At 53.5% G+C, this 23,091-nt stretch carries 23 protein-coding genes, 2 tRNA genes and 1 pseudogene; 13 read left to right on the top strand and 13 right to left on the bottom strand.

What is annotated here, in order from left to right:
* Positions 1 to 110: 110 nt before the first annotated feature.
* The gene (locus ED901_RS03500; protein ID WP_122094831.1) at positions 111 to 710 is read left to right on the top strand and encodes a cupin; all 600 of its coding nucleotides are present in this window, start codon (positions 111 to 113) and stop codon (positions 708 to 710) included.
* Positions 711 to 735: 25 nt separating this feature from the next.
* Here ED901_RS03500 and ED901_RS03495 read toward each other — a convergent pair whose 3' ends face one another.
* Complete coding sequence (locus tag ED901_RS03495; RefSeq protein WP_122094829.1) at positions 736 to 2,364, bottom strand: methyl-accepting chemotaxis protein; 1,629 nt, start codon at positions 2,362 to 2,364, stop codon at positions 736 to 738.
* Here ED901_RS03495 and ED901_RS25025 point away from each other — a divergent pair.
* Positions 2,297 to 2,494: a hypothetical protein gene (locus ED901_RS25025; protein WP_162237789.1), complete on the top strand. Its 198-nt coding sequence runs from the start codon at positions 2,297 to 2,299 to the stop codon at positions 2,492 to 2,494. The genes ED901_RS03495 and ED901_RS25025 overlap by 68 nt on opposite strands.
* On the opposite strand, the gene ED901_RS03490 is transcribed toward ED901_RS25025, so the two are convergent.
* The 5 genes from ED901_RS03490 to ED901_RS03470 all read right to left on the bottom strand — a co-directional run bounded on the left by ED901_RS03490 (position 2,472) and on the right by ED901_RS03470 (position 8,140).
* On the bottom strand, positions 2,472 to 2,972 hold the full coding sequence (locus ED901_RS03490; protein WP_082465670.1) for a GNAT family N-acetyltransferase: 501 nt from the start codon (positions 2,970 to 2,972) through the stop codon (positions 2,472 to 2,474). The genes ED901_RS25025 and ED901_RS03490 overlap by 23 nt on opposite strands.
* Positions 2,973 to 3,055: 83 nt before the next feature.
* Positions 3,056 to 4,126, bottom strand: coding sequence for an ABC transporter ATP-binding protein (locus tag ED901_RS03485; protein ID WP_056769371.1), 1,071 nt, complete (start codon positions 4,124 to 4,126; stop codon positions 3,056 to 3,058).
* Entirely contained in the window at positions 4,119 to 5,888 is a 1,770-nt protein-coding gene (locus ED901_RS03480) for an iron ABC transporter permease (RefSeq protein WP_122094827.1), read from the bottom strand. The genes ED901_RS03485 and ED901_RS03480 overlap by 8 nt, the downstream gene beginning before the upstream one ends.
* 75 nt (positions 5,889 to 5,963) lie before the next feature.
* On the bottom strand, positions 5,964 to 7,052 hold the full coding sequence (locus ED901_RS03475) for an ABC transporter substrate-binding protein (RefSeq protein WP_056769367.1): 1,089 nt from the start codon (positions 7,050 to 7,052) through the stop codon (positions 5,964 to 5,966).
* Positions 7,053 to 7,249: 197 nt separating this feature from the next.
* Positions 7,250 to 8,140 (bottom strand): SDR family oxidoreductase, encoded by an 891-nt coding sequence (locus ED901_RS03470; RefSeq protein ID WP_122094825.1) that lies wholly within the window; start codon positions 8,138 to 8,140, stop codon positions 7,250 to 7,252.
* 137 nt (positions 8,141 to 8,277) lie between these two features.
* On the opposite strand from ED901_RS03470, the gene ED901_RS03465 reads away from it, so the two are divergent.
* Positions 8,278 to 9,195, top strand: a complete 918-nt coding sequence (locus ED901_RS03465; protein WP_122094823.1) for an AraC family transcriptional regulator — start codon at positions 8,278 to 8,280, stop codon at positions 9,193 to 9,195.
* 96 nt (positions 9,196 to 9,291) lie between these two features.
* Here ED901_RS03465 and ED901_RS03460 read toward each other — a convergent pair.
* Both ED901_RS03460 and ED901_RS03455 read right to left on the bottom strand, forming a co-directional pair.
* A tRNA-Ser gene (locus ED901_RS03460) sits at positions 9,292 to 9,379 on the bottom strand.
* Positions 9,380 to 9,574: 195 nt separating this feature from the next.
* Positions 9,575 to 9,662, bottom strand: a tRNA-Ser gene (locus ED901_RS03455).
* 260 nt (positions 9,663 to 9,922) lie between these two features.
* On the opposite strand from ED901_RS03455, the gene yccA reads away from it, so the two are divergent.
* Positions 9,923 to 10,585, top strand: coding sequence for an FtsH protease modulator YccA (gene yccA / locus ED901_RS03450; protein WP_056769361.1), 663 nt, complete (start codon positions 9,923 to 9,925; stop codon positions 10,583 to 10,585).
* A 122-nt stretch (positions 10,586 to 10,707) separates the two neighbouring features.
* Complete coding sequence (tusE, locus tag ED901_RS03445) at positions 10,708 to 11,037, top strand: sulfurtransferase TusE (RefSeq protein WP_056769359.1); 330 nt, start codon at positions 10,708 to 10,710, stop codon at positions 11,035 to 11,037.
* Between the two features lie 10 nt (positions 11,038 to 11,047).
* On the opposite strand, the gene yccX is transcribed toward tusE, so the two are convergent.
* Complete coding sequence (yccX, locus tag ED901_RS03440; protein WP_056769357.1) at positions 11,048 to 11,326, bottom strand: acylphosphatase; 279 nt, start codon at positions 11,324 to 11,326, stop codon at positions 11,048 to 11,050.
* 98 nt (positions 11,327 to 11,424) lie between these two features.
* Between yccX and rlmI the strand changes: the two genes are divergently transcribed.
* Together rlmI and hspQ are read left to right on the top strand one after the other, a co-directional pair.
* Entirely contained in the window at positions 11,425 to 12,618 is a 1,194-nt protein-coding gene (gene rlmI / locus ED901_RS03435; protein ID WP_122094821.1) for a 23S rRNA (cytosine(1962)-C(5))-methyltransferase RlmI, read from the top strand.
* Positions 12,619 to 12,741: 123 nt separating this feature from the next.
* Positions 12,742 to 13,059 (top strand): heat shock protein HspQ, encoded by a 318-nt coding sequence (gene hspQ / locus ED901_RS03430; RefSeq protein WP_056769354.1) that lies wholly within the window; start codon positions 12,742 to 12,744, stop codon positions 13,057 to 13,059.
* Positions 13,060 to 13,140: 81 nt separating this feature from the next.
* Here hspQ and ED901_RS03425 read toward each other — a convergent pair whose 3' ends face one another.
* Positions 13,141 to 13,551, bottom strand: a complete 411-nt coding sequence (locus ED901_RS03425; protein ID WP_056769352.1) for a CoA-binding protein — start codon at positions 13,549 to 13,551, stop codon at positions 13,141 to 13,143.
* A gap of 191 nt (positions 13,552 to 13,742) precedes the next feature.
* On the opposite strand from ED901_RS03425, the gene ED901_RS03420 reads away from it, so the two are divergent.
* Positions 13,743 to 14,399, top strand: coding sequence for a DUF2057 family protein (locus ED901_RS03420; RefSeq protein ID WP_122094819.1), 657 nt, complete (start codon positions 13,743 to 13,745; stop codon positions 14,397 to 14,399).
* A gap of 121 nt (positions 14,400 to 14,520) precedes the next feature.
* Positions 14,521 to 14,982: a methylglyoxal synthase gene (gene mgsA / locus ED901_RS03415; protein ID WP_056769348.1), complete on the top strand. Its 462-nt coding sequence runs from the start codon at positions 14,521 to 14,523 to the stop codon at positions 14,980 to 14,982.
* 40 nt (positions 14,983 to 15,022) lie between these two features.
* Here the strand turns inward: mgsA and helD are convergent, their stop codons facing one another.
* The gene (helD, locus tag ED901_RS03410; protein ID WP_122094817.1) at positions 15,023 to 17,077 is read right to left on the bottom strand and encodes a DNA helicase IV; all 2,055 of its coding nucleotides are present in this window, start codon (positions 17,075 to 17,077) and stop codon (positions 15,023 to 15,025) included.
* Positions 17,078 to 17,283: 206 nt separating this feature from the next.
* Between helD and ED901_RS03405 the strand changes: the two genes are divergently transcribed.
* On the top strand, positions 17,284 to 17,745 hold the full coding sequence (locus ED901_RS03405; protein ID WP_056769344.1) for a YccF domain-containing protein: 462 nt from the start codon (positions 17,284 to 17,286) through the stop codon (positions 17,743 to 17,745).
* Between the two features lie 56 nt (positions 17,746 to 17,801).
* The gene (gene yccS, locus ED901_RS03400; protein WP_122094815.1) at positions 17,802 to 19,943 is read left to right on the top strand and encodes a YccS family putative transporter; all 2,142 of its coding nucleotides are present in this window, start codon (positions 17,802 to 17,804) and stop codon (positions 19,941 to 19,943) included.
* Between the two features lie 34 nt (positions 19,944 to 19,977).
* On the opposite strand, the gene ED901_RS03395 is transcribed toward yccS, so the two are convergent.
* The gene (locus ED901_RS03395) at positions 19,978 to 20,721 is read right to left on the bottom strand and encodes a TfoX/Sxy family DNA transformation protein (protein WP_371414278.1); all 744 of its coding nucleotides are present in this window, start codon (positions 20,719 to 20,721) and stop codon (positions 19,978 to 19,980) included.
* A gap of 112 nt (positions 20,722 to 20,833) precedes the next feature.
* Between ED901_RS03395 and sulA the strand changes: the two genes are divergently transcribed.
* Entirely contained in the window at positions 20,834 to 21,340 is a 507-nt protein-coding gene (gene sulA, locus ED901_RS03390) for an SOS-induced cell division inhibitor SulA (protein WP_056769338.1), read from the top strand.
* A 356-nt stretch (positions 21,341 to 21,696) separates the two neighbouring features.
* Positions 21,697 to 22,773, top strand: a complete 1,077-nt coding sequence (ompA, locus tag ED901_RS03385; protein WP_056769336.1) for a porin OmpA — start codon at positions 21,697 to 21,699, stop codon at positions 22,771 to 22,773.
* A gap of 131 nt (positions 22,774 to 22,904) precedes the next feature.
* Here ompA and ED901_RS03380 read toward each other — a convergent pair.
* Positions 22,905 to 23,091: pseudogene (locus ED901_RS03380) on the bottom strand (Ter macrodomain-binding protein MatP); the annotation flags it as partial.

Here is a 23,091-nt window from a genome sequence, read left to right as displayed (position 1 = left end):
AGCCGCCTGCGGGTTTCCCCTCTTAAATCTGTCTGACGAAGATGATTTTCAGACAGTTATGTTCTATACATGAAAGAGGTAAGCCATTGAGAGAAAAGGAGCCCGGCCTGATGCCTGTGGATCGACGTCGGTTTGTCACGTTGCTGGGTGTCATCGCTCTGATGCCACTGCCGCGTATTGGATTTGCCACCCCACGGGAGGTTGCGATGGAGACTTTACTGATTGATAAGCCGTCAGGCGGCGTGCCTAACAACCGGCTGCCGGTGATGATTTATCATCGCGTTATTCCGCCAAACGTTGCCGATAATGCCGACTATCTCGAGCACCTGTTCCGTTCAAACGGCTGGCCACCGCAGTGGCGCTACCCGGTCTACACCTTCACTCACTTCTATTCGAATACCCACGAAGCGCTGGGCGTGTTCGCCGGTTCCGCCACGCTGCAACTTGGCGGGGAAAAGGGAAAACTGATTGAGGTGAAAACCGGCGATGTGTTGCTGCTACCGGCGGGGATCGGTCATAAACAGATTTCCGCCGACGAGGATTTTATGCTGGTGGGCGCCTATCCGCCCCAGGTGAAAGCCGATCTTTGCCATGATGAGCCGTCACAGCTGGCGGCGCGCACCAAAGCGGTCAGCGCCGTACCGCTGCCTGCCAGCGATCCGGTGACCGGGCACAGTGAAGGCAGCATGATCACCTGGCACACGAAATAAGCGGGGATGTGCGCGCGGCAAAGGCTTATCCGCCTGCCCCCAGCGCAAAGCGCGCAACTGCTTTTTCCAGCCGTTGCGACTGACTCAGCAGTTGCCGCGAAGAGGCCGCGGCGTGATCGGCCAGCTTACCGTTTTGCAAAGTGACCTGATTGAGCGCGGAAATGCGCTCGGAGACATCGTGAACACTTTGCCCCTGATACAGGGTGGCGGCTGAAATCTCTTCCACCAGCGCGCTCAGGCCATTAAAGATGGCGATAATTTCTTCCAGGCTTTTCCCCAGCACCGTCACCGAGGCCGAACCGCGTCCGATTTGCTGCACGGAGTCATCAATCAGCTGATGAATGCCGCGTGTTGAATGGCTGCTTTTCTGCGCCAGCAGGCCAATTTCTTTCGCCACCACCGCAAACCCGCGCCCGTGCTGCCCGGCGTGCGCCGCTTCAATTGCGGCGTTCAGCGCCAGAATATTGGTCTGAAATGCCACGTTATCGATCATCGAGACAATTTCACTCATCTGTGAAGACTGGCTGACAATCTGCTTCATCGCCGTATCCACCTGCCCCATCACCTCACCGCCGCGTGTCGCCACGTTTTTGGCCTGCCCTGCCCGCTGGCTGGCCTGTTGTGCGTGGGCGGCGTTTTCTTTCACCCGTTCATTGAGCTGGGTGATATGCCCGGTGGCCGCATTCAGCTCCTGGCTCTGGATCGCCGCCTGTGCGGACAGCGCCTCGTTGCCCTCGGCCATCTGATTGATGTTCACTAAAATATGCGCCGAGGCATCGCGCACTTCGCTGACCAGCTTTTGCAGGCCGCGTTGCATATCGCGCAGGCTCACGCCCAGTTCGCGCATTTCGGTGACCCGCGAGTGATCATCTTTCACCTCGCGGGATAAATCCCCGGCGGCCAGCACGCTGATGTGGCCAATCATCCGCTGTAACGGGCGGATAACCCAGGCGGAAACGCCGCGCCAGACCAGCACCGCGATCACCGCCAGCACGGCAAGGGCAGCCATAAACAGGGTTTTCGCCTGAGTCAGCGCGTTAAGCAGCCGGTCGCTGAGTGAAACGGCGGTGTGCTCGTTCACGGCCAGATAGGCGTAATACTTCTGGCTAAAATCGTCCTGAAATGCCTGAACCGGCACTTCAAAGAAGGCATCAATATTGTTGTTTTTTTGCAGTCCGTCCGACTGTTCGCGCAGCCCGTCGTAGAACATCTGATAGCTGGCTTTCAGTTCTGTGGCGGCCTTGTCACTCTCTTTCGTCATCTTGCCGAAGCGGGCGAAGGCTGTCCGGGAGGCGCTGAGTGACGCGAGCGATTCCTCCAGCAGGCTGTTCCAGCTGCCCACTGAGCCGCTTTCTTTATCCTGCATGTAATAAATACCGGCGCGGTTCAGCTTGTCGCTCGCCATCAGCAATTCCATGCGGGCTTTGTCCATCACGGCTTGTTGCTGACGCAGACTTTCGGTGGCAATGACGTTGTTACGGGCATCCCTGAGGATGTTGGTGAGCACCAGCGTGGAGAATATCTGCAAAGCAGAAAACAGGGCGATAACGCAAATTACCCCGAAAAGTATGCCGCGTGGACGCTGAGTGAAAACGGATCGAAATAATCTGCTGAATCTGGCTTTGCCAGGCAAGGAGCTGAGCGTTAATATCATGATTATTCTGCATTATTTTAAGGAAGTGGCAGAATTTTACGCTCAGGAAATGACAGAAATATTTCACGGACAGCAGGAGACTGTCCGCAGAAGAAAGCAGGCAGCCGTCAGTTCAGAGGGCGCTGCATAATACTGACCCGCTCGCCGTTCACTTCTCGTTGTTCTACTTCCTGCCAGCCGAGACGCCCGTATAATCCCTGCTGATCGGGGGTATACAGCCACAGCGTATCAATGCCGGCCGCGCGTGAACGCGCAATGCAGGCTTTCACCAGCGCCGTGCCGATGCCTTTTCCGCGCAAATGATGACAGGTAAACACTTCGCCCAGCCAGTATTTGCGCTCCGCGACATCGCTGAGTTCATAACGCATCACGCCCGCCGTGCCCACCACCTGCTCTTTCTCATCAAGTGCGATCAGCACGCACTGACGGCCACGGCTGCCAATCCGTTGCACAAGGCGTTGGCGGATATAATCTTTTTGTGCCCAGTGTGCGAAGTCAGACCATTCGCCGTGCAGATATTCGGTGACCGTCTCGAGGTAGTGCGGAACATCAGCAAGGCTGGCGATTTTTACGGTGTCGTTGCCGTCGGGAGAGGTGTTTTGAGTCATGGAGAAACCGTTTTAAACAATCAGGGGGAACCAATTTGCGGATTCCCCCTGAGCCTGTCAAGTCGTTGCCTTAAGTTAACTCATTAAACTTTAGGGAAGATCCACACATGCTGTTCCGGTAAGGCCAGATGGCAATGCTGCGGATCGCGCACTTCCGCACCGTAGGCACGGATAACGAAGTCATCTCCGGCAGTGCGGAACAGATACTCCCAGCGGTCACCGAGATACATGCTGGTCAGCAGCGGTAATTCCAGCTGATTATCCCCCGGGCCGCCGGCCAGCACCACGCGCTCGACGCGGATCACTGCCGTCCCCTCCTGCCCGCTTTGCACCCCTTCGCCCGCCTGCCCCCATAATACCCAGCCTTTCCCTTCTATCCGCGCTTTGCCGTCGCGGACTTCGGTCACTTTGCCGTGCAGACGGTTGTTGCTGCCCATGAACTCGGCGGTAAACAGCGTTTTCGGCGAACCGTACATTTCCTGCGGTGTGCCCTGCTGTTCGATTTTGCCGTTATTGAGCAGCAGAATGCGATCCGAAATCGCCATCGCTTCGTTCTGATCGTGGGTCACCATCAGCGCTGACAGCCCGAGTTTGATGATCAGTTCGCGCAGGAAAACCCGTGCCTCTTCGCGCAGCTTGGCATCGAGATTCGACAGCGGTTCATCAAGCAAAATCACCGGCGGGTTGTAAACCAGTGCTCGGCCAATCGCCACCCGCTGCTGCTGCCCTCCGGAAAGCTGATGCGGATGGCGTTTGCCCAGATGCCCCAGCCCGAGCTGATCCAGTACCGCCTGCACGCGCCGGGTAATTTCCCCGGCAGAGACTTTGCGCAGCTTCAGCGGATAGGCCACATTCTCAAACACGGTTTTGTGCGGCCACAGCGCATAAGACTGAAAGACCAGCCCGAGATTGCGCTCTTCGGCAGGAATTTCGCTGCGCGGCGTGCCGTCGTAGACTCTGTTTTTGCCGATGATAATGGTGCCCTGTGTCGGTTTTTCCAGCCCGGCAACCGCACGCAGTAAGGTGGTTTTGCCACTGCCGGAAGGCCCGAGCAAGGACACCACTTCGCCACGTTTCAGATCCATCGACACGCCTTTGAGCACCGGATTGTCGCCGTAGGTTAAGTGCAGATTCTCGACCGATAATTCAATCATGTAATTTGACTCCAAAACGAAGGGCAATACCCAGACCTAACACCACCAGCAGGATGTTAATAAAGGAGAGCGCGGCGACGATATCAATGGCACCGGCCGCCCACAGGGAAACCAGCATCGAGCCAATGGTTTCGGTACCCGGCGAAAGCAGATACACACCGGTGGAATATTCACGCTCAAAAATCAGGAACATCAGCAACCACGAGCCGATCAGCCCGTAACGGGACAGCGGAATGGTGACGTGGCGGGTGATTTGTCCACGGGTTGCACCGGCACTACGCGCAGCCTCTTCCAGCTCCGGCCCGACCTGCAACAGCGTCGAGGAGATCAGCCGCAACCCGTATGCCATCCACACCACGGTATAGGCCAGCCAGACGCTGAAAATGGTGCTGCGCAGCGATCGCAGCCAGACCACCAGATTGTCACGCAACCACTGCGACCACGGCATACCGGAAAGCCAGCCGGATTTGAGGGCGTTGTCGAACCACATCGGCAGGAACAGGAACACCCACAGGAAAGCCAGACCGGCCAGCAGGCCCGGTACGGCACGCGGCACCAGCACGCTGTAATCGAGGAAGCGGGTGACACCGTCCGGTTTACGGTGCATGGCGATGCCGATAAACAGGTAACACGCCACCGCCAGCGCGCCGCCGATAACACCGATCGCCATTGAGTTGACGATGGCACGCAGCAGGTTCGGCTGCTCCCAGATGGTACGGAAAGTATTGAGCGACAGCTCATCCCACAGCGACACGCCAACCCCCCAGTTGGAGATAAACGCGCGCAGAACCACACCCAGCAACGGCACGCCGATGGTGACCGTCAGCCAGAACGCCACCACCGCACCGGCCACCCAGCGCCATTTGCCGAGCGGCAACGCGCGTGCCTGCGACGCTTTACCTTTCACGGTGACAAAACGGTTGGCGGTGCGCATCAGGCGGCGCTGCAACATCACCAGCGGAATAGTGATGCAAATCAGCACAACCGCCACGGCAGCCATCAGGTGATAAGACGGCGTCCCGAGCTTGTTGGTCAGCTGATACAGGTAGGTCGCCAGCACCATGTTGCCTTCCGGATCGCCCAGCACCAGCATCAGACCGAACACTTCCAGCCCGAGGAAAAACAGCAGCACGGTGGCGTAAAGAATCGACGGGCGCACCATCGGCAGACTGACGGCGGTCATCACCTGGAGCGGCGAAGCACCGGCGGTTCGCGCGGCTTCCTCAACATCCGACCCGACGCTGCGCAGCGCCGAGGAAATATAGAGATAGGCGTGCGGCACGTGCGTCAGACCCGCAATCACCACGATGCTCGACATGTCGTAGATGTTCCACGGCACGAAACCGAGGATCGCCTGCGCCCACAGCGAGAAGAACCCGACCGGCCCGGCGGCAACCACGTAACCGAAACCCAGGACCATCGGCGAAACGAAAATCGGCACCAGGATCAGCGGCTCAATCAGACGTCTGCCGGGGAGATCGGTGCGCACCATCAAAAATGCCAGGATGCCGCCAAGTGGAATGGCGATCACCACCAGCCCGAACGCCAGAATAAAGCCACTTTTCAGCGCCTTATAGAAATCAGGATCGGTGAAGATAAATTCAAAAGACTCAAGGCTCCATTCTTTGGACGGGGAAAAGAACGGCGCGGAGAGAAAACTTTGTATCACGATGAACGACAACGGAATGTAGATAACCAGAGCGGTTATCAGCACCACGATGCCACGCGGCAGGCTTTGCCACTTTCTGCGCAATGCATTCATGTTACTTCCCTTCGGTTAGCAGCGAAATCAGGCAAGAGAAAGGGAGGCGCGCAGAGCTGATGCGCGCCCCAACTGCTATTTTTGGGCAGCGGCGCGCCACTCTTTGATGTAATCGAGGCGTTTTTTCTGTTGCAGGTATTCCAGCAGGGTTTCGTCCACCGGAATTGGCTTGAGGGCGTTGCCTAACATTTTGGTCATGCCGTCGATGTCGTTTTTACCTTCGATATCGTTACGGATGGACGGAATGTCGGCCTGGTTCGCCAGAATGCTTTGGCCTTTTTCCGACAGCACATAATCCAGCCACAGTCTGGCGGCGTTACTGTTTTTCGATTCCTGGCTGATGAAGGAAACGCGGGAAAGCACCAGGGTGTAATCCTTCGGATAGGAGATGCCGAGCGACGGATCCGTTTTGGCGCGGGCTTCTGCGTAAGAACCGAGGATGTTAAAGCCGATCAGGTTTTCGCCGGAAGAAACGCGCTCCATCATGGTGCCGGTTGACGACTGCACCGCTAAACCGCCTTTGGCGACGTCAGCCAGCGTTTTGAAATAGTTCGGATCGGCTTTGAAATCCTGCACGGAGAGCATGAAGCCGAGGCCGGATTTCTCGATGTCGTACGTCGTGACCTTTTTCCTGAATTTATCGGTCTGGCTGGCAATCAGTTTCGCCAGCGCTGCGTGAGAATCTGGCACGTCACCGGCCGGGATCAGACGCTTGTTATAGATAAACACCACAGGTTCGTAAGTCGTGCCGTAGGCTTTGTCTTTCCACACCGCCCACTTCGGCAACTGCCCCTGTTCCGGCGATTTATATTCCTGCGCGTAATCGGTGGCCAGTTTCAGCGCGGTGTCCATGGAGGAGCTCCAGACCACGTCGCCGCTGGTACCGCCCGCCGCCTGTTCGCTGATATAACGGTTGTACAGTTCGGTGCTGTTCATGTCGTTATATTCAACTTTAATGCCGGGATAGGTGGCCTCAAAGCCCTGAATCAGCGGGCCTGCCGCTTTGGTATCGGTGGTGGAATACACCACGACTTTGCCTTCTTTGGTCGCCGCATCGACGATTTTTTGATAGTCGGCCGGATAGCCCTGAGGTAATGCAGACATGGCAGAGGAAGACATCATTACAGCCGCAGCAATCAGAGAGAATCGTAATTTGTTCGTCATTATTGTTAACCTCTAGTTACATTTGGGAAACTAAAAATCAACATAGCGCATAACATCTGGCAGGCAATAGGGTAAATTTTTTATCTTCCCGAAGTGTGATTCGGGGCGTTTTTTAGGCAATTAACTCCATTAACACCACGACAAAAAACGCAAACAGGTCAGCGGCGTGACCTGTTGTGCGTGGCTGTAAAATACGATTATTTGAAATAGCCGGCGGTGTCGATATCGGTCAGGAGATCCTGATGTTCAGGTTTCCAGCCCAGAACGTCGCGGGTGATCTGGCTGGAAGTCGGGTTGTTCAGTGAGGCGAAATGAGTAAACCAGCCAAAATGTTCTCCCGCCTCCTGCGCATTTTTACTCACCACCGGCAGGTTAAGGTGTTTGCCAATCAGGGTGGCGATCTCACGAAACGGCACGCCTTGTTCTGAATTCGCGTGATAAATGGCGTTCGACGCGCCCTTTTCCAGCGCCAGCACAAACACGCGGGCGGCATCCAGCCGGTGAACGGCTGGCCAGAGATTTTGCCCTGCGCCGATATAGGCGGATTCGCCCTTTTCCCGTGCCATGGCAATGATCATCGGCACAAATCCGTGGTCACCCGCGCCATGCACCGACGGCGGCAGACGCACCAGCGAGACGTGCACGCCCTGCTCTGCCAGCGCTGCGGCCGCCTGATCTGACGCTATGCGCGGGTTTCGCCCCTGCGGATCGGGTAAATCGTTTTCCGTCGCCAGGTGACCGTTACTCACCAGCGCAGTGCCCGAGGTGACGATCAGGGGTTTATCTGTGCCTTTCAGCGCGGCGCCTAACGCGCCAATCGCCAGCCGGTCTTTTTCGCAGTTCTCCAGAAATCGTGAAAAGTCATGGATAAACGCGGTGTGGATCACGCCGTCGGCCTGTGCTGCGCCTGAGGCCAGACTCTGCAAATCTTCAATACTGCCGCGATGCACGTCGGCACCCGCGTCGGTCAGCGCCTGCGCCGAGGCCTCCGAACGCGCGAGCCCCAGCACCTGATGACCGGCCTGCAGCAATGCCTGCACGACCGCAGAACCGACAAAACCTGTAGCACCTGTAACGAATACACGCATCTCGAATTCCCCTGTAGTTGGCTAAATTTGCTGTGGCTGAAAATGGGTATGCCTGAGTGAGCAAACTATAGGCGCTGGAGAAAAGACGATCTATGCGCTAATGTCCGCATTATCTTTGCAATCGTCCGGAGCCGCTGATGGATCCTCTTTCTGATGTGTTGTCACTGCTGAAGCCACGCAGTTATATGTCCAAAGGTTTTGAAGCCGGTGGCGCATGGTCGGTGCAATTCCCCGATCATTATCAGTCGATTAAATGTAACGCGATCATTACCGGTGAATGCTGGCTGGCGGTCGACTCCGTGCCAGGCGCCGTGCATCTGAAAGCCGGAGACTGCTTTGTGTTACCGGCCGGCCGCCCGTTCCGGCTCGCCAGCGATCTGTCTATTCCGCCCGTCGATGCCGGGCCAATTTTCCAGCAGGCGCGGGATGGCGGAACGGTTTCCTGCAACGGCGGCAAGGATTTTTTCCTCACCGGCAGCCGGTTTGCGGTCAGCGGCACCCACGCCTCTACCCTGCTGGCGATGCTGCCGCCGGTGGTACACATCTCGAAAGAATCTGACAAAGCCAGTTTGCGCTGGGCGGTTGAGCGGATGATGGAGGAATTGCGTGAGCAGCGGCCAGGCGGATTGCTGATCGCGCAGCATATGGCGCACATGATGCTGGTGCAGGCGCTGCGGATGCACGTCGATAACACAGCGGAAGGGGAAAGCAGCGGCTGGTTTGCCGCGCTGGCTGACAGGCAACTCTCCAAAGCGCTCAATGCAATGCATGAAAACCCGGCGCATCGCTGGACGGTGCAGACGCTGGCGGAGCAGGCAGGCATGTCGCGCTCGGTGTTCTCGCAAAAATTCAAGCTGGCCGTCGGCAGCGCGCCGCTGGAATACCTGACCCGCTGGCGGATGTTGCTGGCCGGTGACCGGCTGACAAACAGCAAAGAACCGGTATCGGCGGTGGCGTTGTCGCTGGGTTACGAATCAGAAAGCGCCTTCAGTACGGCGTTCAAACGCACGCTCGGGTGTTCACCAAGGCAGTACGGGCAGCAGCAAGCGGGCTGACATACTGCTAAGACAACGGGAAGTAACGAATGGATGTGCCGGATTACAGGCACAAAAAAAGCCGCTAATTGCTTAGCAGCTTTGATGTGTTGTTTATGGCGGAGGAGGAGAGATTCGAACTCTCGAATGGTTTCCCATCGCCGGTTTTCAAGACCGGTGCCTTCAGCCGCTCGGCCACCCCTCCGTAAACAACAAGCACTTTGCGACGTCAGTCGTTCAGTACGGGGCGTAGTATACAAGACCGGAAAAAAGATGCAAACATTATTTTCAATCTAGTTTGTTGATTTTATGAGCATTTAAAACGCATGCCCTGACGCGTGCCTGAATAACAGGCACAAAAAAAGCCGCTAATTACTTAGCAGCTTTCTTGTGTTGTTTATGGCGGAGGAGGAGAGATTCGAACTCTCGAATGGTTTCCCATCGCCGGTTTTCAAGACCGGTGCCTTCAGCCGCTCGGCCACCCCTCCGCAACGAAGCGAACTATAAACAGTGCCGATCCGCTTGTAAAGCCTGATTCTGTTCGTTTGCCTGAAAAACAGGCATTCTGTTCATAAGCGGCGATTTAAGCATCATTTCGGTGATTCTGACGTCAGGAAACCGCGCCCCGCACGCCCTGAGCAGGTAAAGAAGGGTAAAACGTCTTTAATGACGCGGCGCAACTACTTACACTCCGATCTGACTGTATTTTCACCGACTCCAATCCTTTTATAAGAGTGAGAATTTTATTATGGATCGTTACGTTGCCTCTTCGTCATCGCGCGCAGGCTCGTTGTTAAGCACACACCGGGTATTGCGTAACACCTATTTCCTGTTAGCCCTGACTCTCGGCGTTTCGGCGATCACTGCGACGGCGAGTACGGTGCTGAGATTGCCTTCTCCCGGCTTTCTGCTGACGATCGTCGGGTTTTATGGCCTGATGTTCCTGACCTACCGTACGGCTAACAGCCCGGCAGGTATTCTTTCCGCTTTCGCGTTGACCGGCTTTATGGGTTACACGCTGGGGCCATTGTTAAGTTCACTGCTGGCCGCCGGTGCCGGTGACATTATTATGCTCGCCCTGGGCGGTACAGCGCTGGTGTTCTTCTGTTGTTCGGCCTACGTGCTGACCACGCGCAAAGACATGTCGTTCCTGTCAGGCATGATGATGGCGGGCTTTGTGGTGCTGCTGGTGGCGGTTGTCGCCAACCTGTTCCTGCAAATTCCGGCGCTGTCTCTGGCGATCAGCTGCCTGTTCATTCTGTTCTCCGCAGGCGCGATTTTGTGGGAAACCAGTAATATTATTCATGGCGGCGAAACCAATTACATTCGCGCTACCGTGAGTTTGTATGTCTCGCTGTATAACGTGTTTGTCAGCCTGCTGAGCATTCTGGGTCTGTCATCCCGTAACTGATTGCTTTTCTTAGTTGTCGTCCGATGTAAATTGCAGCCCCGCCTTCCGGCGGGGCTTTTTATTTTTTCAGGCAGACCTTTTTTGCTAAACTGCCTGCTGCATTTTTACAGGTTTGAGGTTGTATGCTGGAGTTTGACGGTCAGGTTATTGAAACCGACGCTCAGGGTTACCTGAAAAACAGTAAAGACTGGCAGGAAGGCATGGCGCCACTGCTGGCAGAAGAAGAAGGGATCGTGCTGACAGATGCCCACTGGGAAGTCGTGCGTTTTGTGCGGGACTTTTACCTGGAGTTTAATACCTCGCCCGCCGTGCGGATGCTGGTCAAAGCCATGGCGCAAAAATATGGCGAAGAGAAAGGCAACAGCCGTTATCTCTTCCGGCTGTTCCCGAAAGGCCCGGCCAAGCAGGCGACAAAAATCGCGGGCCTGCCTAAACCGGTGAAGTGCCTGTAACCCCCGCGCCTCAGTATTTGATTTTGAACTCTTTATAATCGCCGGGTGCGGTCGGCTCACTGAGCACACGATCCACCCGCGCATGTGTCGGCCCGCCGGCTTTCAGCCAGACTAACAGCTGTTCCACCTTTTCCTGCTCCCCGCACGCCACCACTTCGACGCTGCCGTCATCAAGGTTTTTGGCGTATCCGGTCAGCCCCAGCGCGGTGGCCTGATGTTGTGTTGAAAACCGAAAACCGACACCCTGCACCATGCCGTAGACCCAGGCGGCTATACTGACTGTTGACATAATTATCTCTCCGTTAGCGGTATGGTTCGTTGCAATTTCACCTGCATGACCGGACAATGTCGCTCTTTTTTGTCTCCGAACCGACAGAACCTAATTTTATGACTGCACGTTTAATTCTGGCCAAAGGCCGCGAAAAATCTCTTCTGCGCCGCCATCCGTGGGTGTTTTCCGGTGCGGTTTCACGCATCGAAGGTAAAGCCAATTCCGGCGACACTATTGATATTGTAGACAGTCAGGGGAAATGGCTCGCGCGCGGCGCTTATTCTCCGTCGTCGCAAATCCGCGCCCGTGTCTGGACTTTCGAACCGCAGGAAGAGATCGACATCGATTTCTTTATCCGCCGCCTGCAACAGGCGCAAAGCTGGCGTGATTATATCGCCAAACGCGACGGGCTTGACGGTTACCGCCTGATTGCCGGTGAGTCTGACGGCCTTCCGGGCGTGACGATTGACCGCTTCCAGAATTTCCTGGTGTTGCAATTACTTTCTGCAGGGGCTGAATATCAGCGCGCGCCGCTGATTGCCGCCCTGCAACACTGCTACCCGGAATGCGCCATCTGGGATCGTTCCGACGTCGCGGTGCGTAAGAAAGAAGGCATGGAAATGGTGCAGGGTCATGTGCTTGGCGATGAGCCGCCTGCCCTGCTGCCTATCCAGGAGCACGGCATGAGCCTGCTGGTGGACATCAAAGAAGGTCATAAGACAGGTTTCTATCTCGACCAGCGCGACAGCCGCCTGGCTGCACGCCACTATGCGGCAGGCCGTGAAGTGCTGAACTGCTTCTCCTACACCGGCGCCTTTGCCGTGTCAGCGCTGATGGGCGGGTGCACGAAAGTCACTAACGTTGATACCTCGCAGGCAGCGCTTGATGTGGCGCGTCAGAACGTTGAGCTGAATAATCTGGATCTGTTGAAAGCAGAATTTGTGCGTGAAGACGTCTTCCAACTGCTGCGTAAATACCGCACCGAAGGCAGACTGTTCGACATGATTGTGATGGATCCGCCTAAATTCGTAGAGAATAAAAATCAGCTGGCGAGCGCGTGTCGCGGTTATAAAGATATCAATATGCTGGCGCTGCAGTTGCTGCGTCCGGGCGGTATCTTGCTGAGCTTCTCCTGCTCCGGCTTACTGCCCACTGACCTGTTCCAGAAAATCCTGGCCGATGCCGCGCTGGATGCGCATCGCGAAATTCAGTTTGTTGAGCAGTTCCGACAGGCTGCCGATCATCCGGTCACGGGCGCTTATCCGGAAGGTCTGTACCTGAAAGGTTTTGCCTGCCGGGTGACTCACTGATTGATCACGGTGTGCCCTGACAGGCGCACACCGGAGAATCTTTAGCGGATTAAGTGGTCAAAACTTGAAACAGCGCGTTTTATCTCCATATAGAAGATAAGACGCTAATTTCAGGAGATGACTATGATTGCCAGTAAATTTGGTATCGGCCAACAGGTCCGCCACAGAATGTTGGGCTATTTGGGTGTGGTAATCGATGTCGATGCGGAGTATTCGCTGGACAAACCTGACGTCGCTGAACTTGCCACTGATGACTCCCTGCGTGCGGCCCCCTGGTACCACGTGGTGATGGAAGATGAGGAAGGCCAGCCAATCCATACTTATCTGGCCGAAATACAGATCGATCACGAAGCGGCGCGGGCGCATCCGGAACAAACGTCTCTGGATGATTTAGCGGCCTCGGTGCGCAGTCAGCTTCAGGCCCCTCGCCTGCGTAACTGATGTCTCTGATTACAGATGTGAAAAACCGGCCTTTGCAGCCGGTTTTTTTACGCCATTTTTTTGTGCGTTACCGCTAAAAATCTATTTAATCCCCAGTCGCGGGATTTCAATTTTCGGGCAACGATCCATAACCACTTTTAGCCCGGCTTCTTTCGCCAGAACCGCCGCCTGTTCGTTGATAACGCCGATTTGCAGCCAGAGAACTTTGGCTTTTATCGCGATCGCTTCCTGCGCGACGCCGTAAGCGGCTTCAGCATTGCGAAATACATCGACCATATCCACCGGATGCGCAATGTCAGCCAGCGTGGCGACCACCTTCTGCCCCAGCAACTCTTGCCCTGCGAGTTTTGGGCTGACAGGCGTCACCTGATAACCCTGCGAAAGTAAGTACGCCATCACGCCATAACTAGGACGCCCCGGATTATCGCTGGCGCCGACCAGCGCGATGGTTTTCACATCCTGCAGAATGTTGCGAATATCATTATCTTGCACGGGATTTTCTCCTTTGACCTGTCTGAGCTAAGTGTAACTCAGCATTGTTATTCCGGCAGGCTGGCGGACAAAAAAGCCAGAAGACCGTCGTGGCGCGCCGTGTGAATTTAAAACATTTTGTAAAACTTTGACACACAATCACCGTTACTGAATAATAGAGGATGAACAACGTTGTGTTTGAGGAGAGAAGAATGAAAGTCTGTCATGCGCTGGTCGCATTAGCGAGTCTCAGCCTGATGGCGTCAGCTTCGGCGACCTCACTCAAACTTTCCCCAGACGTTGACCTGCTGGTGATCGACGGTAAACTGATGTCAGGCGCCATTCTCAAGGGGGCGGAAAGCCTCGAACTCGACGGCGGACAGCATCAGATCCTGTTTCAGGTCAGTAAAAATATTCATACTGCCAGCCCGCAGCCACCTCAGCTTTATCACTCTCCGGCCTTTATTGTGACCTTCAGCGCACATGATAACCGCTCAGTCTCCTTTGTTCTGCCATCGCTCAGTAATGAAAAAGAGATGGCGCAGTTTAGCCACGCGATGAACTACCAGCTGGTGAATGAACAAGGACGTCAGATTAAAACCCAGCGTGATGTGCTGAATATGTTTAATGCAGAACGCCTGGCTGACGCTGAAAAATTGATGATGACCTATAACCTTTCCGGCGCACGCGCGGCGGTGCCTGCTTTTGCCAAAAATAATTCAGACAGAAAAACGGCAATGACGCACGAACGCACTTCACAAATCGAAATGACCTATCTTCATCCGCTCTGGACCCGTCTCGCCGCCAATGCGGGTATCGAACAGTTTCTGCTCTGGTTCAGACAACCAGAAAAACAGGAACGGGCGTAGTAACGTCATCTGCATCACGCATTTTCTTCCTTAACGCCAAATTCTTGCCCCCGCGCTATGCAGTAAAACCCAGTTTCAGTATTCTGTGAGCCACTTTTACTTTCGCGTTGAAGGGAATTAGATGGAATTCACAACCCGCACGATCGCCAGCCAAAAGCATATTGCGCTGGTCGCCCATGACCACTGCAAAAATACGCTGATGAAATGGGTGGATAAAAACGTCGCTGAGCTTTCAAAGCACATTCTTTATGCCACTGGTACAACCGGAAATCTGGTTCAGCGTAACACCGGAATTAACGTCAAAAGTATGCTGAGTGGTCCGATGGGTGGCGATCAGCAGGTCGGCGCGCTGATCGCGGAAGGCAAAATTGATATGCTGATTTTCCTGTGGGATCCGCTCAATGCCGTTCCGCATGACCCGGATGTGAAGGCGCTGCTGCGTCTGGCGACGGTATGGAATATTCCTGTGGCGACGAACATTTCTACCGCTGATTTTCTGATTCAGTCGCCGATGTTTCAGTCGGAAGTTGAAATCACCATTCCTGACTATCAGCGCTATTTGTGGGCACGCCTGAAAGAATGAAGGATAAAAGGCCCGGAGCCAGTTCGCCGGGCCTTTTCGTTCAGGGCTTTCTCTGCACCGGTACACCGATGTCTTCAAGCTGTTCAACAAACACCGAAGGACGCGCTTTATCCTGCAGCAACCAGACCTGATGTTTCGCGCGGGTCATCGCCACATACAGCAAACGCCGCTCTTCCGCGTCCATGAAGTTCTCAGGTTCGGGCAGTAAAACCTGCTCCAGCACCGACTCGCGGGCCGGTGCAGGGAATCCATCATTGCCCTCATGCAACCCGACGATAATCACATAATCTGCCTGCTGACCTTTGCTGGCGTGGATGGTCATAAACTCAAGATTGAGTTTCGGCCAGCGCGTGGCGGCTTTCTCCAGTATTTGCGGACGCAGATGGTGATAACGCGCCAGCACCATAATCTGCTCCTGCGCCGTGACGTACCCGCTGAGTTTATCCAGTAATTTTTCCAGCTGGTCCTCAGGAAGAATAACGACATTTTTCTTGTTCCCCTTCGTCAGGCTGTTTAATGGTTTTTTCAGCTGATAAGGGTTTTGCTGGACAAATTTATTCGCGATTTCACCAATGCGATCATTGAAACGGTAGGTGGTATCGAGCGCACATTGCGCGCCTTCACCGAAGTTTTCAGCAAATGCGGTAGTCAGCGAAAGCTCTGCACCACTGAACCGGTAAATGGCCTGCCAGTCATCGCCAACGGCAAACAGGCTGGTGTGCTTGTTGAGTTTACGCAGGGCAGAAAGAAGCAGCGCACGCTGTGGCGAAATGTCCTGAAACTCATCCACCAGAATGTGTTTCCACGGGCTGACAAACCGCCCTTTCTCCAGAATATTGACGGCCTGATGAATCAGCCCTGAGAAATCCACTGCGCCCTCTTCTTTAAGCGCTGTTTTCCAGGCTTTCAGAAACGGTGCCATCAGGCGAATGCGCTTCTGGAATAGTTCTTTTACCTCTTCAGGGGCGGCGTCGGTCATCTCTGCCTGGCTGCCGCCATGCATACGCATCAGGCCGAGCCAGCGTTCAAGACGGCTGCACAGTCGCTCGGCCAGCGCTTTGTTCTTCCAGTAATCCCCCTCCGGAACGGTCCATTCTAGCTCATCGGTCATCCACTGCCGCCAGCCGCTGGCCTGGACTTTTTTCTCTGCACATTGCTGCTGCCAGGTTTTGATCAGTAAACTGCGGCGCGCTTTGGCATCCGTCTCCAGTTTGCTGATTTTCGGCGCTTTTTTGCTGCCTTCCGAAATAATCTGTAATGCCAGCGCATGGAAAGTCTTGGCTTTGATGCCCTCGGTATGCAGGCGCTCTTTTATACGGGTGTTCATTTCATCGGCGGCCTGACGTCCGAATGCCAGAAGCAGGATTTGCTCCGGCTGCGCTTCCTGACGCCTTAACAGCCAGCCAGCGCGCGCCACCAGTACCGACGTTTTGCCGCTGCCCGCACCTGCCAGCACCAGCACAGCATCTTCCCCGTTGACCACCGCCCGACACTGGCTGTCATTGAGCGGAGACACTTCGACGGTATCGAAGAAGTCACGATTATCGGCAATCACCCGATCAGTCCACGCCAGATTTCGTCTGTCGACGCTGCGTTTACCCTGCTCGAGCCAGCGCAGGCAGGTCTGATAATCGTCACGGCAGTTCTCAAATTCATTCAGGCGCTCAACCGGAACCGGTATCGCGGCAAAAGCGTCGGCGATATCTTTCTGCACATCAGCCAGATCAACACGCTTGAACCATTTGTCCTGCTCTTCAATGCGCTCGATTTTTTCCACCTGCCCGTGCAACACGCCGGCACTGACATCGCTCATTTCATCGCTCCAGCTCTGCCAGGCTTTGAGCAAATGCTGATAAAAACGCTGAGTTTCCTGCCACTCCGTGCCATGCAGACGCACGACTTTCTCTTCAGGAAGCTCGAATTCAAGCTCACCCCAGACAATGCCGCGTTTGCAGCGGATCTGGATCAGCTGATTGAAAGGGATCAGGTAGTGATGTTTGTCGCCGCTGACTTCAACGCCCGCGTTAAGCATGCGCACCCGATTGTAAGGATGCTGAGCCAGATGTTTCCCGAAAGAGGTCGATTTCAATTCCATATCATCACACCGTGTCTTTTCTTGATTCCTGACGGAAAAATAGTATGCGTTATTTTACATGTTCGGATTCGAAAGAGTATTTAGGAGTTCACCTTTGATAACCAGAGGCGATCCGGCACACGAAACAAGGTAGAATAAAGCAGGTGTTTCCATTTAGTGAACATGAAATCTTTTAACATTTTTAATAACTTCGGGAAGATCCCAACATGCGCACAGTGCTCAATATTCTTAACTTTGTTTTAGGTGGCTTTTTCACCACTCTCGCCTGGCTGTTTGCCACGCTGGTCAGTATTGTGCTGATTTTCACCCTGCCTCTGACCCGTTCATGCTGGGAAATCACCCGTCTGTCATTGCTGCCGTTCGGTAATGAAGCAGTACATGTCGATGATTTATATCCTGAGAGACGTAACGCGCTGCTTGCCGGTGGCGGTACTCTGCTGAATATCTTCTGGCTAATTTTCTTCGGCTGGTGGTTATGTATTTCCCACATTGTGGCGGGGATTGCTCAATGTATCAGTATTATTGGTATTCCAGTGGGCATCGCGAATTTTAAAATCGCCGCTATCGCACTTTGGCCGGTGGGCCGTCGGGTAGTTTCCGTTGAGCTGGCAAAACAAATGCGTGAATCCAATGCTGCGCGCCAACTTAATGACCGTCGCAATCGCTGAGCAACCTCGTTCGGCCAATTTTTTTAATCACTGATTATGTTTAACGTGGGGTTTTCGTGCTCTCTATTGCACCAGGGTTAAGGCGTTATGCCTATAACAGCAATGTTCTTTATCACATCAGGATTTTCATTGCGCTGACCGGTGCTGCTGCGGTGCCGTGGTGGCTCGGCCAGACAACGCTGACTATTCCGCTGACGCTGGGTGTGGTGGCCGCGGCGCTGGCCGACCTTGATGACCGGCTGGCAGGGCGTCTGCGTAATTTGCTGATCACCCTGGTGTGCTTTTTCATTGCCTCGGCATCAATAGAGTTGCTGTTTCCCCATCCGTGGCTGTTTGCGCCGGGCCTGATGCTCTCGACGTGCGGATTCATTCTGCTTGGTGCACTCGGACAACGTTATGCCACTATCGCGTTCGGCGCGTTGCTGATCGCGATTTATACCATGCTCGGCACCAGCATGTATCACATCTGGTATCAGCAACCCTTACTGCTGCTGGCAGGGGCAATCTGGTACAACGTATTGACGCTTGCCGGGCATTTAATTTTCCCCATCCGCCCGCTTCAGGACCAGATTTCCCGCTGTCTCACCCAACTGGCCGCCTATCTGGAAGCCAAGGCAACGTTGTTTGACCCCGATCAGGAAGACAACAATCAGCAACTGGTGGAACTGGCAATGGCCAACGGTCAGCTGGTTGCGACGCTCAATCAGACCAAGAATACGCTGCAGACCCGGCTTAAAGGCGACCGGGGTCAGAAAGGAACGCGACGCACCCTGCACTATTACTTTGTCGTACAGGATATTCATGAACGGGCCAGTTCCTCTCACGTGAAATACCTGAAACTCAGCGAACAGTTCCATCACAGCGACATTTTATTCCGCTTCCAGCGCCTGATGAGTATGCAGGCGCGTGCCTGTTTACAGCTTTCTCAGTGCATTCTTTATCGGCAACCCTATACGCATAACAGCCAGTTTGAACGCGCCTTTGCACGGCTGGAAGAGGCACTTAAGCGTCTGGAAACGCAGGGGGAACACCGGGAGATGTTGCAGGCGTTGCGCCACCTTTTGCGCAATCTGCATGCGATCGATGCACAGCTGGCGAATATTGAATCCGAGCAATCGTTGCCGGAAAATCAGGCCGGGAAAAGCCCGTTTGTTGAAGACCGCCTCACCGGCCTGGATGATATCTGGCTGCGGATTTCACGTCACTTCACGCCGCAATCGGTATTATTCCGCCACGCAATCCGCATGTCCGTCGTGCTGTTTGTCGGATATGTATTTATCCAGGTCAGCGGGCTGAATCACGGTTACTGGATTTTGCTGACCAGCCTGTTCGTATGCCAGCCTAACTACAGCGCAACTCGCCGGCGGTTAGCGCTGAGGATTATCGGGACCCTGGCCGGTATCGCGCTCGGAATACCCATCCTGTATTTCGTTCCCTCAGTGGATGGTCAGATGATCCTGATCGTGATCAGCGGGTTGCTCTTCTTCGCTTTTCGCACCGTGCAATATGCCCAGGCCACCATGTTTATCACCCTGCTGGTCTTGCTGTGCTTCAATTTGCTGGGCGAAGGGTTCGAAGTGGCAATCCCGAGGATTATTGATACGCTGATTGGCTGCGCCATTGCCTGGGCCGCCGTGACATTTATCTGGCCTGACTGGAAATTCCGCCAGATTGACCGGGTAGTCAGTAAAACCTTTCAGGCCAACTGCCGGTATCTTGATGCCATTCTGGTGCAATATCATCAGGGCAAGGACAACAGTCTTGATTATCGTCTTGCGCGACGTGATGCGCATAACTGCGATGCTGAACTGGCGTCCGTTGTCTCCAATATGAGCTCGGAGAAAAACAATGAGACGGCGACGCTTGAGGCAGCCTTTCGCCTGCTGTGCCTCAATCACACTATGCTCAGTTATATTTCAGCGTTGGGTGCCCACCGCGAAAAACTGCAGGATGCCGAAACGCTGCGCTTACTGGATGATGCTGCATGCTGTGTGGATGGCGCCCTGAATCATATGACAACCGAGACAGACCGGGTACAGCGCGCACTTGATCACCTGACCTCGCGGATTCAGATGCGTACGACAGAATCAGACAGTAAAGAGCAACTTGTACTGCAGCAAATCGGATTGCTGGTGGCTCATTTACCTGAGCTCACCAGCCTGAATAACAAGATTTCGCCGGAACAGCATCACTCCTGATACCGTTAACCTCCGGGCATTCACTCCAGCCCCATTAATGTGGATCCTGGAGTGGGTGTTCCGATTGCTCTTGCTGATGCCTGTACCATTGAATTAACGACTCACGGGATGACATCGGCAGAGCAGCCTCATGAAATCCAAGAATTGCCCCTTCCAGCGCCATTAATATGTTAATACCCAGATCTTTTTTCACGGTACAGAGCTTTTTGTACGTCAGACATGATCCCAGCGATTTAAGATCGCCCGAATTTTCAATACCCACCTCCCAGAGTAATTTTTCCAGCGCCAGCGTCAAATTGGGGAGATCTTTTAACCGCCCTGCCTCGTTTTTTTTACGTTTATTGATATCATGCTGCATTCCTGTGAGAGAAAGCATGGCCATCTGGCGCAGTTTTCTGGGTTTCTCCCACTGAGCTTTGCTCACTTTGAAATAACGAAGAAAAACGGGCATTCCGCGTTTACGATAAATCAGCCTTTCCATTCCTAGCTCGCAAAAATATTGCTCAGTTTCATCACTGGCGCGCAGGTACAACTCGCCGTCGGACACAAGAGCAAACATCACGCGGTCAGCCGATAAACTGTACCCACCGAACTGCGAGCGTGCACGTATGTTGCCCAATGAGGCAAAGAGTTCCGTACATTGAAGAATCCGTTTTTTTGACTGGCTTATCATTGCGTTATCCTTTTCATATTCATTCCATAGAACCATTTCTGGGTTAGCTAAACAGCTAAAATCAAAATACGCAATGTGGAGCACTGCGCCAAATACAAAATGCATTTGCAGTCAGTTACCTTCAAAATTTGCGAGATATCTTGGAAAAATTGGGTTGATCTTTGTGCACCGCCAGAGTACTGTACATTCATACAGTAACTCACTGGGGTACATCACTATGCGAACTCAACACCATGCAAATCATCATTTTAGTCAGCTTGCTTTGCCGGTAGATCATCAACAGGTAAATACGTCTGCGTCTCTGAATAATGGTCTGATCACTGAGTTCGTCTATAGTGCGAGCCAACCGGCGTTTGCCCAACTGTTACTGCCTCTGCTTCAACATCTCGGCACGCAATCACGCTGGCTGTTATGGCTCACGCCACAGCAAAAATTGAGCCGTATCTGGTTATCAGAATCGGGTTTGCCTGTAGATAAGATGGTGCAGGTAAATCAGATCACTGCGATGTCGACGGTGGACGCGATGGAGAAGGCATTACAGACCGGAAATTACAGTGTGGTATTAGGTTGGCTACCTGAATTGAACGATCTTGAGAGGGAAAGACTGCAAATTGCAGCCCGTCAGGGGGAGGCTTACGGGTTCGTGATGAAGCCGACAAATGAGCAGAGTTCAGCCAATGGACATCACTCAACCGTAAAAATTCACTCATTTGTATATCATTAGTTCAAATTAGGAATGTTCCGATGAAAATAATGCGGAACTTAGTGATTTGTGCTGGAACTGGCCCCAAAGCCAGTAAAAATGGGCATTCCTGACGCAGATATCCTCCAAGTTTTGTCAACAAAAGGTCAAACACGTTAAGAAATGTGTACATTTTTCCCTTTTTTTCCACAGCGTTAACACTTCAAGCTTGTAAGTTTCGCGCCACGTTGTAGACTTTACAACGCCAAGGTTGCTCTATAATGCCAACGTAAAGTGGCAAGTTCTTAATTGACGCAATAACCTTGGCGCAAGGATTTTAACCAAGGGCTTACAGCTTAAAGCTCAATTGCCTATTTGGATGATAACGAGGCGCAAAAATGAAAAAGACAGCTATCGCATTAGCAGTGGCACTGGCAGGTTTCGCTACCGTAGCGCAAGCCGCCCCTAAAGATAACACCTGGTATACCGGTGGTAAATTGGGCTGGTCCCAATACCATGACACTGGTTTCGCAAATGCTTACGAAGGTATCGGCAACGGCCCTACCCACGAAAGCCAACTGGGTGCAGGTGCGTTCTTGGGTTACCAAGCGAACCAATACCTGGGCTTTGAAATGGGATATGACTGGCTTGGTCGCATGCCTTCTAAAGGCAGCGTAAACAACGGCGCGTTCAAAGCACAAGGCGTTCAGCTGGCTGCTAAATTGAGCTACCCACTGACTGACGATCTGGACCTGTATACCCGTCTGGGTGGTATGGTTTGGCGTGCAGATTCAAAAGGTAACTTCAACAATGGCGCTGCTGGCCGCATCAGCGACCACGACACTGGTGTTTCTCCACTGGCAGCCGTTGGTGTTGAATACGCAGTAACCAAAAACTGGGCTACCCGTCTGGATTACCAGTGGGTTAACAACATCGGTGACGCAGCTACAGTTGGCGCACGTCCTGATAACGGCATGCTGTCTGTGGGTGTTTCTTACCGTTTCGGTCAAGATGAAGCAGCTGCTCCAGTTGTTGCTCCAGCACCAGCTCCAGCTCCAGTTGTAGAGACTAAGAAATTCACTCTGAAATCTGACGTTCTCTTCAACTTCAACAAATCGACCCTGAAACCAGAAGGCCAACAGGCTCTGGATCAACTGTACAGCCAGTTGAGCTCAATCGATCCTAAAGACGGTTCTGTTATCGTTCTGGGTTACACCGACCGTATCGGTTCAGAACAATACAACCAGAAACTGTCTGAGCAACGTGCACAGAGCGTAGTAGATTACCTGGTATCTAAAGGTATCCCTGCTAACAAGATCTCTGCACAAGGCCAAGGTAAATCTAACCCAGTTACTGGTTCTACCTGTGACTCCGTTAAAGGTCGTGCTGCTCTGATCGACTGCCTGGCACCAGACCGTCGTGTAGAAATCGAAGTTAAAGGCTACAAAGATACTGTTACTCAGCCACAGGCTTAATAACACTCTTTAGCTTTTGCTACAGATACTAAAAACCCCGCCTCGGCGGGGTTTTTTTATGTCCTGATTTAACCTTCAGAAGCCAAACCGGAACAGATAACGTTGCTGATCAGAAAGGATATGGAGACAGGTCAGCTATCTTGTTTACCCAGAATTTGCTGTAAATCTTCCTTCAGTGATGACATCTGATTCGCATATTTCTCTTTACGCTCAGCATCTTCAAGCAACTGTATAATCGTATCCGACAACGTTGCCCCGCGACGTTGTGCGAGCCCAGCAAGACGCTGCCAGACCAAAAACTCCAGATCGATAGACTTC

It is taken from the genome of Rahnella sp. Larv3_ips, from assembly GCF_003697865.1.
Lineage (GTDB): Bacteria > Pseudomonadota > Gammaproteobacteria > Enterobacterales > Enterobacteriaceae > Rahnella > Rahnella rivi.
Note: the sequence above shows the minus strand (reverse complement) of the source record. Positions and strands in the feature narration are given on the sequence as shown.